The 14254-nt window shown below is 40.3% G+C and carries 12 protein-coding genes; 6 read left to right on the forward strand and 6 right to left on the reverse strand.

The features are described 5' to 3' along the window. Positions 1 to 720 (forward strand): 3'-5' exonuclease, encoded by a 720-nt coding sequence (locus PGX00_RS21285; protein WP_272140343.1) that lies wholly within the window; start codon positions 1 to 3, stop codon positions 718 to 720. Between the two features lie 17 nt (positions 721 to 737). Here the strand turns inward: PGX00_RS21285 and PGX00_RS21290 are convergent, their stop codons facing one another. After that, positions 738 to 926 carry a hypothetical protein gene (locus PGX00_RS21290; protein ID WP_272140345.1) on the reverse strand — a complete coding sequence of 63 codons (189 nt, stop codon included), beginning with the start codon at positions 924 to 926 and terminating at the stop codon, positions 738 to 740. Positions 927 to 1144: 218 nt separating this feature from the next. Here PGX00_RS21290 and PGX00_RS21295 point away from each other — a divergent pair, with 218 nt between their 5' ends. Both PGX00_RS21295 and PGX00_RS21300 read left to right on the forward strand, forming a co-directional pair. Next, positions 1145 to 2917 carry a sodium:solute symporter family protein gene (locus PGX00_RS21295; RefSeq protein WP_272140347.1) on the forward strand — a complete coding sequence of 591 codons (1773 nt, stop codon included), beginning with the start codon at positions 1145 to 1147 and terminating at the stop codon, positions 2915 to 2917. A 261-nt stretch (positions 2918 to 3178) separates the two neighbouring features. Then, positions 3179 to 3832, forward strand: a complete 654-nt coding sequence (locus PGX00_RS21300) for an SH3 domain-containing protein (RefSeq protein ID WP_272140349.1) — start codon at positions 3179 to 3181, stop codon at positions 3830 to 3832. 98 nt (positions 3833 to 3930) lie between these two features. Here the strand turns inward: PGX00_RS21300 and PGX00_RS21305 are convergent, their stop codons facing one another. Further along, the gene (locus tag PGX00_RS21305; RefSeq protein WP_272140351.1) at positions 3931 to 4620 is read right to left on the reverse strand and encodes an oligogalacturonate-specific porin KdgM family protein; all 690 of its coding nucleotides are present in this window, start codon (positions 4618 to 4620) and stop codon (positions 3931 to 3933) included. A 1202-nt stretch (positions 4621 to 5822) separates the two neighbouring features. Between PGX00_RS21305 and PGX00_RS21310 the strand changes: the two genes are divergently transcribed. Beyond that, on the forward strand, positions 5823 to 7601 hold the full coding sequence (locus PGX00_RS21310; protein WP_272140353.1) for a sodium:solute symporter family protein: 1779 nt from the start codon (positions 5823 to 5825) through the stop codon (positions 7599 to 7601). A 283-nt stretch (positions 7602 to 7884) separates the two neighbouring features. After that, a complete protein-coding gene (locus tag PGX00_RS21315; RefSeq protein ID WP_272140355.1) occupies positions 7885 to 8577 on the forward strand; it encodes an aspartate/glutamate racemase family protein in 693 nt (230 codons plus the stop codon). A 102-nt stretch (positions 8578 to 8679) separates the two neighbouring features. Here PGX00_RS21315 and tkt read toward each other — a convergent pair whose 3' ends face one another. After that, positions 8680 to 10674, reverse strand: coding sequence for a transketolase (tkt, locus tag PGX00_RS21320; protein WP_272140357.1), 1995 nt, complete (start codon positions 10672 to 10674; stop codon positions 8680 to 8682). A 113-nt stretch (positions 10675 to 10787) separates the two neighbouring features. Further along, positions 10788 to 11738, reverse strand: coding sequence for a transaldolase (gene tal / locus PGX00_RS21325; RefSeq protein ID WP_272140359.1), 951 nt, complete (start codon positions 11736 to 11738; stop codon positions 10788 to 10790). A gap of 404 nt (positions 11739 to 12142) precedes the next feature. Here tal and PGX00_RS21330 point away from each other — a divergent pair, with 404 nt between their 5' ends. After that, positions 12143 to 13123 (forward strand): sugar-binding transcriptional regulator, encoded by a 981-nt coding sequence (locus PGX00_RS21330; protein ID WP_272140361.1) that lies wholly within the window; start codon positions 12143 to 12145, stop codon positions 13121 to 13123. A gap of 41 nt (positions 13124 to 13164) precedes the next feature. Here PGX00_RS21330 and PGX00_RS21335 read toward each other — a convergent pair whose 3' ends face one another. Then, on the reverse strand, positions 13165 to 13365 hold the full coding sequence (locus PGX00_RS21335) for a hypothetical protein (protein ID WP_272140363.1): 201 nt from the start codon (positions 13363 to 13365) through the stop codon (positions 13165 to 13167). Between the two features lie 133 nt (positions 13366 to 13498). Next, positions 13499 to 14245, reverse strand: coding sequence for a molybdopterin-synthase adenylyltransferase MoeB (gene moeB, locus PGX00_RS21340; RefSeq protein ID WP_272140365.1), 747 nt, complete (start codon positions 14243 to 14245; stop codon positions 13499 to 13501). Positions 14246 to 14254 lie beyond the last annotated feature (9 nt).

Below are 14254 nucleotides of genomic sequence, written 5' to 3' on the forward strand. Positions count from 1 at the left end.
ATGGCACTTTTGAATTATTTTCACCCACTAAAAAAACTAGAACGAGAAAGGGCTAATACTATCAAAAGTCGACGTCTACCGACGTTCATTAAAAACAACTTGTTGAAGGGCTACCCTGATCTCGATGATGAAGCTTGTCGACAGGAATTTATCTGTATCGACCTAGAAACAACGGGCTTAGATCCTGAGGTGGATAAGATATTGAGTATCGGGTGGGTGACAACTCGAGATCAAAAGATAGATATGTCCAGTTGTGTTGAACTCATGATAAATGACGGTGCCGATATATGCGCTAAAACAGCAGTCATTAACCACATAACCCCAGAAATGCTAGAAAAAGGCATAACATTAGATGAAGCGATGTTGGCGTTTTTTTCTCAATCGGTCGGTAAAGTGATTGTTGCGCACGGATGTATTGTAGAAGAAAGTTTCATTAATCATTATTTATCAAATAGATACGATCTAAAGCCTGTTCCTCTATTATGGTTAGACACATTAGGCTTAGAGAAATATCTTGGTAAGCTCTGTGATAGATCGAGTGATTTAGATCTAAGATTATCTCCAACCAGACATCGTTATGGCTTGCCCGAATATAACGCCCACGGGGCGTTAATTGACTCTATTGCTACGGCTGAATTGCTGTTAGCGCAGTTAAAAAGAATATATCGAGATCAGAAAAGCTGTTTTGGACGGTTGTATCGAATTAGTCAGCATAATTAGAAGGGTCGATGTATCACCTAACCTTTTTGTTCTCGTGTCATAGCCTCAAATCCACGATGCTTCTCATCGAACATAGTAGAAGGTAGTATCAATAATTGTTGAATTACTACAAAACTCACCACACTGGCAACACTGCCAAGGCTATTAAATTTGCACTGTGTGATATAAGTCATACAAGCGATAAGCTTATTTGTACTATTAATCATACTTATGATTTGTGCGCCTAAGATTGATTATTCTTTTATTACAGCCACTTACTAGATGTGTCATTAGTATTCATGATGTCACTTTGAGATGGTTTTGTCGTATTTATGGTATTTTTATAATTTTGACATCTATCTCATACATTTCATTTGTCATACATTATTATTGTAGATGTAAAGGGAAAATAATTTCAGTATTTATATATAAGGAAAAATAGACGATGGATTTGAATGTTCTTATCGTACTCATCTACTTTGTGTTTTTGATTGTAATAGGTTGGATGTTTCGTACGTTTACTAGTAGTACAAGTGACTACTTTAGAGGGGGCGGTAAGATGTTGTGGTGGATGGTTGGTGCCACCGCATTTATGACTCAATTTAGTGCTTGGACTTTCACAGGCGCTGCAGGTAAGGCTTATAATGATGGCCTAGCAGTCGCCATTATATTTGTTGCCAATGCATTTGGTTATTTAATGAATTACCTGTATTTTGCACCAAAATTCAGACAGTTACGAGTAGTAACCACGATTCAAGCGATTCGTATGCGATTTGGTAGTGGGAACGAACAAGTGTTTACTTGGGCGGGTATGCCAAACAGTGTTGTGTCAGCAGGTATTTGGCTAAATGGCCTTGCAATTATTGCCTCTGGTATCTTCGGCTTCGATATGACTTGGACGATCCTCCTTACTGGCTTAGTTGTTCTTTTTATGTCTGTAACTGGTGGCTCTTGGGCTGTAATTGCATCGGACTTCATGCAAATGGTTGTGATTATGGCCGTGACAGTGACCTGCTTTATTGTGGCAATGGTCAAGTCAGGCGGCATCGTAAACATCGTTGATGCATATCCTCGTGACTTCATATTTTCCGATAACCTAAATTTCTTTAGTATCCTAGGTATTTGGGGATTCTTTATCTTTATTAAACAGTTTAGCATTACCAATAACATGCTTAACTCATACCGTTATTTAGCGGCTAAAGATTCTAAAAATGCTCGTAAAGCTGCGCTTTTAGCGTGTATTTTGATGACCATGGGTCCAATCATCTGGTTTGTACCACCATGGTTCCTAGCAGGACAAGGTGTTGATTTAGCCGCTATGTTCCCTGGAATGGGAAAAAAGGCCGCTGATGCCGCTTATCTCGCTTTCGTTGAATTATATATGCCAGCAGGTATGGTTGGACTATTAATCGCCGCGATGTTTGCAGCGACAATGTCTTCAATGGATTCAGGCTTGAACCGTAACTCTGGTATTTTTGTTAAAAACTTTTACGAACCTGTTTTACGTCCAGATGCGACAGAGAAAGAGTTGGTATTTGTTTCAAAAATCACTTCTACGGTGTTTGGTATCTTGATTATCCTTACCGCTATGTTCATTAACTCGCTAAAAGGATTGAGCCTTTTCGATGCGATGATGTTTGCCGGTGCGATGCTTGGTTTCCCTATGACTATTCCTGCGTTTTTAGGGTTCTTTATTAAGAAAACGCCAGATTGGGCTGGTTGGGCTACATTGTTAGTTGGTGCGGGTGTTTCTTATGTCGCTGGGTTTGTTATTGGTCCTGAGCATATCAAAGACATTTTCAACTTAGATCAAGATCTAACTGGTCGTGAATGGAAAGATTTAAAAGTAGCGGTTGCATTGATTGGTCACGTATTTATTACTGGTGGCTTCTTCATCGCTTCAATGATGTTCTACAAACCACTTCCTGCTCATCGTGCTAAAGATGTTGATAAATTCTTTGAGAACCTATCAACACCACTGGTTAATGAAACTGCGGAACAAAAAGTGTTGGATAATAAGCAACGCCGTATGTTAGGTAGCTTAATTGCGGTAGCGGGCGTGTTTATTATGGCATTGTTTGTAATACCGAATCCGTTTTGGGATAGAATGATATTTGTGTTTTGTGGTGTGATTGTTCTTCTTGTTGGGTTACTGCTTGTTAAAGCGGTAGATGACAAAGCAGATGATGCTCGCGCAATCACCGAGTCTAACGAATAAAGTTATCTCGATTTAATGGTTAAAAACCTCAACTCAATTAGAGTTGAGGTTTTTTTGTGCTTCTATTACGGTTCTGGCTATTAGATGAGTCTAAGAAATCAAGGTTACACACACCTGGATTCGTGTAGCTTTGGCACTGAAATATAAAATGGTTAAAGTTTGTTCCTTTGCGGCCGACATAGGGTAATGATATATCAGTATACTTTACATTAGCCAACAGGTATTTTTGAGCTAATGCATTGGTTTAATTAGGCATACTTTATGAAAAAACTGGTGATTATAATTATCGTACTATTGCTTTTAGTTGGAGCAGGAGGGGGTGCTTATTACTATTTTTTTATGATGAATGATAATTCAGAGCTCATCGAACCAGAAGGCGACAGCAGTGTTGCAGAAGAAATTGCTATTGAACAAAAAATAGCGGTGGAAGTGAATATGAATTATTTTGTTGATACCAATAAGCTTAATGTACGTTCCTACCCTCAAAAGAGTGCACCAATACGCTCGGTACTACGAAAAGGCAAACCTCTAAAAGCACTTGAGATAAAAGGCGACTGGGTACGTATATCTGAATATGAGGTTCATCAAAGTGGAAATGATGTGGCGGACTGGATCCATTCTGATTTTATTTCACATGATAAACCTGTGATAACAGATAGAGAGATAAGAAAAAACATGCAGAAACTGCTTAATAAATCGGATGATTTTATTACCTATTCTGATCAATTTGTCATAGCGACTCGAAAGCTTCTTGAGGATGAAACCTGCAGTTACGAAGATTTTGAATTAATGGACGGTTGGGTATTATCACGAACGTTTAATATTGAACCAGTTTACTTTGTTTATTGTGGTGGTACTCAGAGGGAAAACAAGATTTACGTTAACGTTGAAACGGGGGAAATATTTCAACCGTAATCACTAAACCTAAATGTGTCAAAATCCTTTTCGCATAAAATAAAAAAGCCATTATAGAATAATGGCTTGAAATCTAGTTAGCAATTGAACTTAAGTCATTAGAAACTATACGTAATACCAACACGGCTACGCAATTGTCTGCCACTATCACAATCAAGATCGGAAGTGCACTGTACGTTACCAAACTCTACGTATGGTCTCCAGCTCCAGTCTTGCTCTTTATAGCCGATTTTTACATTGTAATCCCACTCTTTATCGCTTTGACTCATTGGCCAATCACCTGCAAAATCGGTAATGTCATCGGCGTAGTTTGCTTCAAAACCAAACTGAAAAGCTTCCCAGTTGTAGTCAAGGTTAGCGGTCACTTTAGAGCGGTCACGGCTATTTTCTTCATTTGAGAAATCTCGGATTTCGTGTCTATAGCGAAGCTTAGCGGTTAAACCATTATCAAATTTGTACTGCACACGAACTTGAGGCTTGTAAGTAATCGATTCATTGCCAAATGTGATCGGCATACTTGCTGTCGCTCTCCAACCATCTTGTTTGAAAAAGTGATAGCCGTATTCGAATTCATTGTCTGCTCTTTCCCATTCAGAGAACGGTTTACCTTGTTGCTTTGCTTCTAAGCCAAAGAAATGATCATCGATGCTCGTGCCGATTTTTATTCGACTCGCGTAAGCTTCTTGGTCGTGTTTGTATTCTTGGCGAAAATCTAAAGTAGCCGCTGATACCGAGCATGTTGCTACTGACGCGATTGTGAGGATGGATAGTTTTTTCATTGATAGCATTCTAATTACCATGTTTTAGTTAAATACTTGATCTACATGCTCATTTGTTGAGCACGGAATTAATTTTGTTGTTATGGGCATCCGTAGGGATTGTTTTCCTTCGTCCCATGAACTAGTTAGTGGTTTGTGTAGTTATATAATACAAATAGTTTGAATTAAAATTGTAGATTCTTCTGTGATGGCGATCTGATTATAATTGAACGAAAAGTAGTCTTATTAATAGTTGGGTTATCTATCTTGTTGTTATATATGTATATTTACTTTATTTGAAACATATTCTTACAGTTGGGTAATTGTGAAATAAGTTAAAGGGGATTCCTTATAATGCCATCCATTCGTGAAACTTTGACTTGGATCGCACACTTTATATTTGTAATACATTAATATTAGTTTTATGTATTTGTGGTCGTTAAATGATTAATTTCGTGACATTAGAAAGTCGATAGCATAGGAAGTCGTTCCTTTTAACGTTATGAAAATAGAGCTGATGACGTTATTCGTGTATTCGTGTATTTCTGTATTTCCGATGCCTGAAAGGCAAGAATCACCGCAAGTATCAATCGTATTGCTAAAGAAGAGATTATCGAACTTTACAAGCTTGCACTTTAATAACACTAATACAGCTATTTTTATTAGCGGATATCGATACTATCACCACTCTCGTTGTTAGTATTTGGTTGAGGAGTTACCTCCTCTTTTACGCCCATATTGAATACAGGCAATATGGGCGTCTTTTTGTCTATAAAACCCCCTTTAAATGTTCATCTCATCCCGTTAGTTGGTATCGTCTTGAGAGCGTGCCTACAATTTGCTTCAACCATCGCTCATTTTATCGCGCATGATCAATAAGTTGTGTTCATATTTAACTGGAATAATTATGACTTATATTGTCTTTATGTACGATTTATAGACGATGTTTATTTCCGGTATTTAACTGTTTATGGGGCATAAATGATAATATTCCGCTCCATAGGATGATTCATTTTTTGGGTTGATTTGTCGTAAAGCTTTCATTGGCGGGGGCTATGTGATGTTTTGGTTTATAGGTTATCAATTTGTTTATCGAATGTAAGACTGTATATTGTATGACTATAGTTGGTATGAAATTGCAGATCTAAATCACGCAATTGGCATATTGTAGTACAAATCTTTAGGGCGAAAGAGTATATTGCACCCTGAATTTATTTTTGAAGGTTTACATGATGGATTTGAATATTCTAATTGTGGGCATCTACTTTCTATTTCTTATTGCGATAGGCTGGATGTTCCGTACATTTACTAGTACCACTAGTGATTATTTTCGTGGTGGCGGCAACATGCTCTGGTGGATGGTTGGTGCAACCGCATTTATGACCCAGTTCAGTGCGTGGACATTCACCGGTGCAGCCGGTAAAGCTTATAATGATGGATTTGCGGTAGCAGTCATTTTCTTAGCCAATGCGTTTGGTTATTTGATGAACTATCTATACTTTGCTCCGAAGTTTCGCCAACTGCGCGTAGTGACGGTAATTGAAGCAATTCGTATGCGTTTTGGTAAAGGTAATGAGCAAGTATTTACTTGGTCTGGTATGCCAAACAGCGTTGTTTCTGCAGGTGTATGGCTTAATGCATTAGCAATTATCGCATCTGGTATTTTTGGCTTTGATATGACAACAACTATCATTGCAACTGGTGCTGTAGTTCTGATTATGTCAGTAACTGGTGGTTCATGGGCTGTTATCGCATCAGACTTTATGCAGATGGTTATCATCATGGCCGTTACAGTTACATGTGCTGTTGTTGCTATTATTCACGGTGGCGGTGTCGGCGAGATTGTTAGCAATTTCCCTGTTGACGAAGGCGCGTCATTTGTATCAGGTAATAACCTGAACTATGTAAGTATCTTTGGCATCTGGGCAATATTCATCTTCCTAAAACAATTCAGTATTACAAACAACATGCTGAACTCTTACCGTTATTTGGCTGCGAAAGACTCAAATAATGCAAAGAAAGCAGCGCTTTTAGCATGTGTTCTAATGACGATTGGTCCAATGATTTGGTTTATGCCTAGCTGGTTCATTGCTGGTCAAGGCGTTGATTTAGCTGCTATATATCCGGAGCAAGGCAGTAAAGCTGCTGACTTTGCGTACTTATACTTTGTAGAGCAGTACATGCCAGCGGGTATGGTTGGATTACTTATTGCCGCTATGTTTGCTGCAACGATGTCTTCAATGGATTCGGGTCTGAACCGAAACTCAGGCATCTTTGTTAAGAACTTCTATGAGCCAATACTTCGTCCAAATGCGACAGAAAAAGAGTTAGTAGCGGTATCTAAGATCACGTCAACGTGCTTTGGTATTGCGATTATTCTTGTAGCATTGTTTATTAACTCGCTTAAAGGTCTTAGTCTTTTCGATACAATGATGTATGTCGGTGCACTAATTGGCTTCCCTATGACTATCCCTGCATTCTGTGGCTTCTTTATTAAGAAAACACCAGACTGGGCTGGTTGGGGTACACTAGTTGTTGGTGGTATCGTTTCTTATGTTGTTGGTTTTGTTGTTACAGCGGATATGGTTGAAGGTTGGTTTGGCCTGAATGAACTAACTGGCAGAGAGTGGTCTGATGTTAAAGTCGCTCTTGGCTTGTTGTCTCACGTTGTCTTTACAGCTGGTTTCTTTGTTATGTCTACTCTGTTCTACAAGCCTCTTTCAGAAGAGCGTCAAAAGGATGTAGATAAGTTCTTCAACAACTTGGAAACACCATTAATCTCTGAATCAGATGCTCAAAAAGCATTAGATAACAAACAGCGTCGTATGCTTGGTACATTAATCGCGGTAGCCGGTGTAGGTGTTATGTGTATGTTCTTGCTACCGAATCCATTGTGGGGACGATTCATATTTGTTCTTTGTGGTTCGATTGTTATGGGTGTAGGCTTGTTACTAGTTAAAGCCGTCGATGACAAAGTAGAAAATAAAGACGAGTTAGCGTCAGAAAACTAATCGTATTCTGATCACTAAAAGTAAAAGCGAGTCAATGTGACTCGCTTTTACTGTTTTTGAAGTGAATAAAAATTTATCGGTAAGATCTATGTCTGCCGATGAAATATCTATTAAGATTACACATCCTCTCTGCCAAATCTCGCTCAAAACTCTACTTCATATTGTTTCCATCTGTACTTTTTAGTATGAAAAAATCAACTGATAGCGACTAATTATTAGTATAGTGTGAGTTCATTGGTTAGTTTGGATTCGAAATATCCTTTGTTTGGCAGGAGAAGAATGTATGAAAACGATAGGCTTAATAGGCGGCATGAGCTGGGAATCGACGGCTAGTTATTATTCTGCTATTAATCGTGGTATTAAAGAACAGCTAGGCGGACTCCATTCCGCAAAACTTGTGCTGTACAGCGTTGATTTTGCCGAAATTGAAACGCTTCAACACCAAGGGGAATGGGATAAAACTGCCGATATATTGTCTTCGGCTGCACAGTCTTTACAAGCAGCAGGGGCTGATTTCTTCTTAATTTGCACTAACACTATGCACAAGATTGCGCATAAGGTTCAATCTTCTGTTTCAATTCCACTTCTGCATATCGCCGACGCAACAGCCGAACAACTTGTAGAAGACGGCATTAGTCGAGTTGGTCTATTAGGGACCAAATTCACGATGGAACAGGACTTTTATAAATCACGCTTAATAGACTCGTTTTCAATTAGTGTTGATATACCGAAGCCTGAACAGGCAACTAAAGTCCATGAAGTTATATACAATGAGTTATGCCTAGGGAAAATTCAAAACAGCTCTAGAATGGCCTATCTAAAAATAATCGATGATTTGCAAATGCATGGTTCTCAAGCGGTGATCCTGGGTTGTACTGAAATCGCTTTACTTGTGAAGCAAGCCGACACGAATGTTCCGTTATATGATACAACGGAGATACATGCGAAGGCAGCGGTGAGATTTGCTTTATCTTAAAGCGTAAACTTAGTTCTAGTTCGTTATATAAAAAAACCGAGCTAAAAAGCTCGGTTTAGTATTCACTGCCACTCGTTACAAGAGTGGCTTATAAACGAGTTATTACGCAAGTACTTCGTTCGCGGCTTTAACTACGTTCTCAACTGTAAAGCCGAACATCTTAAATAGTTCGTCTGCTGGCGCTGATTCACCAAAGGTGCTCATACCGATAACACGTCCGTCAAAACCAACGTACTTGTACCAGAAGTCAGCAATACCTGCTTCAACAGCAACACGTGCTCTCACGTCAGCAGGAAGTACTGCTTCACGGTAAGCCGCATCTTGCTTATCAAATACATCCGTAGCAGGCATAGAAACAACACGTACTTTCTTGCCGTCAGCCGTCAGTTGCGCCGCCGCTGCAACGACTAATTCAACTTCAGAGCCAGTGGCAATAAGAATAAGCTCTGGCGTGCCATCACAATCTTTCAGCACGTATCCGCCTTTCGCAATGTCAGCCACTTGAGCTGCATCACGCTCTTGCTGTGCTAGGTTTTGACGAGAGAAAATAAGTGACGTAGGGCCATCTTTACGCTCGATTGCAAATTTCCACGCTACAGCCGATTCCACTTGGTCACATGGACGCCATGTGCTCATGTTTGGCGTTAAACGCAGTGATGATACTTGCTCTACAGGTTGGTGCGTTGGACCATCTTCACCTAAACCAATGGAATCGTGCGTATACACCTGGATGTTTTGCACTTTCATCAGTGCCGCCATGCGAAGTGCGTTACGAGCGTATTCCATAAACATTAGGAAGGTGGCACCGTAAGGAACAAAACCGCCATGAAGGGCTAAACCGTTCATGATAGCGGTCATACCAAACTCACGTACACCGTAGTGAATGTAGTTACCTGAAGCGTCTTCTGGTGTGATGGACTTAGAGCCAGACCACATGGTTAGGTTAGACGGTGCAAGGTCCGCAGAGCCACCCATAAACTCAGGAAGCATAGTGCCAAACGCTTCAAGTGCATTTTGAGACGCTTTACGCGACGCGATATTGGCAGGGTTTGCTTGAAGGTCAGCAATGATTTGAGACGTTTTCGCTTCCCATTCTGCTGGTAGTTCGCCATTTATGCGACGTTTGAATTCGGCTGCAAGCTCTGGATATGCTGCTTCATAAGCTGCAAATTTCTCGTTCCACGTCGCTTCCTTAGTTGCGCCTGCTTCTTTTGCAGACCATTGCGCATAGATTTCTGACGGAATTTCAAAAGGACCATACTCCCAACCCAGTGCTTTACGTGTTGCGGCGATTTCGTCTGCGCCTAGTGGTGCACCGTGGCAATCGTGAGAGCCTGATTTGTTAGGAGAACCAAAACCGATAACGGTTTTAGTACAGATAAGCGTTGGTTTGCCCGTTTCTGCTTTTGCTGCTTCAATAGCCGCATTGATAGCGGCGGCATCATGACCGTCAACCGCTGGAATAACATGCCAGCCGTAGGCTTCGAAACGCTTAGGTGTGTCGTCAGAGAACCAACCTTCAACTTCACCATCAATTGAGATGCCATTGTCATCCCAAAACGCGATAAGTTTACCAAGGCCTAAAGTACCCGCAAGAGAACATGCTTCGTGAGAAATACCTTCCATTAGACAGCCATCACCCATAAACACATAAGTGTTATGGTCAACAACGTCATGGCCTTCTTGGTTAAACTGAGCCGCTAATGATTTTTCCGCCAGCGCCATACCAACCGCGTTAGTAATACCTTGGCCTAGAGGGCCAGTGGTCGTTTCAACACCCGGAGCATAACCATATTCTGGGTGACCTGGTGTTTTAGAGTGCAATTGACGGAAATTTTTCAGATCCTCAATTGAAAGATCGTAACCAGAGAGGTGAAGCAGGGAGTAAATCAGCATTGAGCCGTGGCCGTTAGAAAGAATAAAACGGTCGCGGTCAGCCCACTCTGGGTTTTGTGGGTTATGGTTTAGGTGGCCACGCCAAAGTACTTCGGCAATGTCAGCCATACCCATAGGTGCGCCTGGGTGACCTGAGTTGGCTTGTTGAACACCGTCCATGCTAAGGGCACGGATTGCATTTGCTAGTTGTTTTTGTTCCATTTTTTAATTCCGAATGATTTTAAATATTTGAAAATGGTCAGTACCATTTATGAATTCTCATTTTAAAGCGCTCCGACGATTGTGGAGCGCTTTAACTAAACTATGCGAGGAAATTAAAACTTAGCGGCGATCATATCTTCCAATTTACCTTGGTCGATAGCAAAGTTGCGGATGCCTTCAGCGAGTTTTTCAACGGCCATTGCATCTTGGTTATGTTCCCATAAGAACTCGGCGTGTGTCATTGGCGCTGGACGTTCTTTTATGTCAGTTGTTGCAACAAGTTTTTCTACTAGCTCACCTTGCGCATCTTCTAGCTCTTGGAGCAGTTGAGGTGCGATAGTTAGACGGTCACAACCTGCGATTTCAAGGATTTCACCAATGTTACGAAAGCTTGCGCCCATAACAACAGTGTCATAGCCGTGTTCTTTGTAATAGTTGTAGATTTTAGTTACAGACAAGACGCCTGGATCTTCCTGTGCTTCAAAATCACGACCTTCTTTCGCTTTATACCAGTCCATGATGCGACCAACGAAAGGTGAAATTAGGAATGCGCCAGCTTCGGCACATGCACGAGCCTGAGCGAATGAGAAAAGAAGTGTTAGATTACAGTTGATGCCTTCTTTTTCAAGAATCTCTGCCGCACAGATACCTTCCCAAGTAGAAGCCAATTTAATAAGGATGCGGTCATTTGAGATGCCTGCATCGTTGTACATTTTTACAAGCTGACGCGCCTTCGCTAGGCTTCCTTCTTTGTCGTAAGACAAACGAGCATCGACTTCAGTAGAGATACGACCAGGAATAGTAGTAAGAATTTCTTTACCAATATTAACAGCAAGCATGTCACACGTGTCTTGAACCTGCTGCGCTTTGTCGTTGCTTTGAGTTTTAGCATACGCAATTGCATTATCGATTAAAGGTGCATATTCAGGAATTTGTGCTGCTTTAAGAATAAGAGAAGGGTTTGTCGTTGCGTCTTCGGGCTTATATTTACGAATCGCCTCGATGTCACCTGTATCGGCTACTACTGTGGTTACTTTGCGAAGTTGCTCTAATTTATTGCTCATATCCGTCGTCCTATCTTGTAAGGCTTAATAGTCAATTGTCATTCAGCCGAGCATAAGTGATCAATAATCGGCATTTTATAATTCAACCGTAAACAATGTATCGTGAACATATGGCACATTGTTGAGGAATTGATGCGTTCAAATTAGCGGATCTGAGTGGAAAGTCAATCGATGACATTAGGTAAAAGTGACTTTAATCAATGTTTGCACGGATTTATATGATATAAACGTTTTCGTCAGTTTTTGTTATCGATTTACAGACAAAAAATAATTAATTTTTCGGTAGATCAAATGTAATGTTAGCGAGCATAAGTAATGGTATAGTGTGGGTCATACATTCGCTTCGTACTTGAACAAATGCGCATGGTTGAATTTCACAATGAATAGTATCAGTAGGTGGAGATATGAGTAATAAAAATCAAGATGTATTGGACCAGAGCACAGATCTTTTAACAGAAATGTCGGTTGCTTATTACCAAGATGGTGCAACACAAGAAGAAATTTCGAAAAAATTCTCCATCTCTAGAGCCAAAGTAGGGCGGATGTTAAAGCAAGCTAGAGATGAAGGGATTGTAGAGATTACGGTTAAATATCACCCTGTCTTTAGCGCGAAAATTGAACAGCGCCTTATAGAAAGGTTTGGTGTAAAAAGGGCTCTGGTTGCTTTAGATCAACCTAGTGAAGAGCAACAGCGCCTGCAAGTTGCTGGTTTGGTATCGAACTATCTATCATCGACATTGAAAGACGGGATGGTGGTAACGGTTGGGCAGGGGCGCAACGTCTCTGCTGTTGCCCATCACGTTGGTGTTATTACTCCAAGAGATTGTAAGTTTGTTTGTGGTATTGGTGGCATTCACCCGAGAGGTGGTATGTATAACGCAGACCATATTTGTCGACAACTAGCAAAAAAATATGGAGGCTCCTCTGAAACATTGTATGCGCCGGCATACGCTGAAAATAGAGAACAAAAAACCGCTTTCATGGAAAACACGACCGTTAAACAAACACTCGATTTAGCACGAAAGGCGGATGTCTCTCTTGTGGGTATTGGTGACATGAGTGAAAACAGTTATATGGTCGATTTGGGCTGGTTTACCGCCGATGAAGTTGTCCAGTCAAGATTACAGCAGGGTGTAGTAGGCGATTTTGCTGGGTATGATTTTTTTGATATTCATGGGGAAACAGCGAACACAGTGATGAGTGATCGCGTGATTGGATTAAGTATGAAGGAATTTAAACCTATTTCAGAGGTAATAGCTATTGCCGCGGAAAATAGTAAGCCTCTCGCATTATTAGGCGCCTTACGTACAGGCGTGGTTGACGTTATTGCAACCAGTGTGAGCAATGCGCTGACCGTTTTGAATTTGGATGAAAAAATGAAATAAAACAGATTGCATCAATATTGATTTCGAGGCTCTTGCCTCATCTAATTGCTTATTTTGTTTTGCTTCCAGATGGTTAGCTGTATCCAAGCATTTTGTAACTCGAGCATTTCTTCTTCAGTTAGAATAGATGTGGTTGATCTTTCGTTATTGTTTGGATCTATTGCAAAAATTTGGTTTTTAAAATCTTTTTTTAACTGAGAAATTCTGGATTCCATTTCGACGACACTCGTTAATTTATTCATACAAAACTGATATTTAACAGGATGCCATTCACAAACGATCATGCAATACTTTGTTTAAAACTAGTGGCACAGATCACATTATATTTGGTGGTTTAATATATTTACTATAATTTTATTAAAAGCTCATAAAGAATTAACCACAAACTAAGCATTTGGTATTTTTAGATAATTTCATTTCTCTCCAGCTCAAATGGAGTGCATCAAAGATCATCAGCTTGCCTCTGTAAGGTCTTCCGTATTGAGAAATGATCTTAATACTTTCCAAAGCTTGCATACCACCTATAATTCCAACCACTGGAGACATTACACCCGCCTCTACGCAGGTAAGTGCATTCTCTCCAAATAGAGAACTTAAACATTCATAACAAGGTTCGTCATCTTGATAGGTAAAAACACTTAATTGTCCTTCCATACGAATAGCAGCACCAGAGACCAAAGGCGTTTTAGTTTGGTAACAAAGGCGATTAAGCTGATTTCTGGTCTCTTTGTTATCGGTAGCATCCAAGACAACCTGATGCTTTTTAATTAGCGTTAGAAGAGCTTGGTCGTCAAGTTTCTCAGAACATGTATCCACAGTTAGGTGCGGATTTAGCCCTTGTAAACTTTCTGACGCGGAATCGACTTTAAGTTTCCCTATATCTGAGTCTGAATGGAGTACTTGTCTTTGTAAATTTGAAAGCTCAACGGAATCAAAATCTACCAGAGTGATATGCCCAATACCTGCTGTAGCAAGATATTGAGAAGACGCACAGCCGAGCCCACCAGCACCAATCACTAATACAGAGCTCTGTTTAAGAGCTTCTTGTCCTTCAAAATCGAAATTTCGTAGAATTATCTGTCGGTTATAACGAAGCATCTCTTTGTCTGAAAGAATTTCCATAGCATTTTC

Source organism: Vibrio algarum (assembly GCF_028204155.1).
Classification (GTDB): domain Bacteria; phylum Pseudomonadota; class Gammaproteobacteria; order Enterobacterales; family Vibrionaceae; genus Vibrio; species Vibrio algarum.

Coding starts and splice junctions, on each gene's coding strand:
- PGX00_RS21335 (WP_272140363.1), bottom strand. CDS start 13,365: ATGAATAAATTAACGAGTGTCGTCGAAATGGAATCCAGAATTTCTCAG.
- tkt (WP_272140357.1), bottom strand. CDS start 10,674: ATGGAACAAAAACAACTAGCAAATGCAATCCGTGCCCTTAGCATGGAC.
- moeB (WP_272140365.1), bottom strand. CDS start 14,245: ATGGAAATTCTTTCAGACAAAGAGATGCTTCGTTATAACCGACAGATA.
- PGX00_RS21285 (WP_272140343.1), top strand. CDS start 1: ATGGCACTTTTGAATTATTTTCACCCACTAAAAAAACTAGAACGAGAA.
- PGX00_RS21310 (WP_272140353.1), top strand. CDS start 5,823: ATGGATTTGAATATTCTAATTGTGGGCATCTACTTTCTATTTCTTATT.
- PGX00_RS21295 (WP_272140347.1), top strand. CDS start 1,145: ATGGATTTGAATGTTCTTATCGTACTCATCTACTTTGTGTTTTTGATT.
- PGX00_RS21300 (WP_272140349.1), top strand. CDS start 3,179: ATGAAAAAACTGGTGATTATAATTATCGTACTATTGCTTTTAGTTGGA.
- PGX00_RS21305 (WP_272140351.1), bottom strand. CDS start 4,620: ATGCTATCAATGAAAAAACTATCCATCCTCACAATCGCGTCAGTAGCA.
- PGX00_RS21315 (WP_272140355.1), top strand. CDS start 7,885: ATGAAAACGATAGGCTTAATAGGCGGCATGAGCTGGGAATCGACGGCT.
- PGX00_RS21290 (WP_272140345.1), bottom strand. CDS start 926: ATGATTAATAGTACAAATAAGCTTATCGCTTGTATGACTTATATCACA.
- tal (WP_272140359.1), bottom strand. CDS start 11,738: ATGAGCAATAAATTAGAGCAACTTCGCAAAGTAACCACAGTAGTAGCC.
- PGX00_RS21330 (WP_272140361.1), top strand. CDS start 12,143: ATGAGTAATAAAAATCAAGATGTATTGGACCAGAGCACAGATCTTTTA.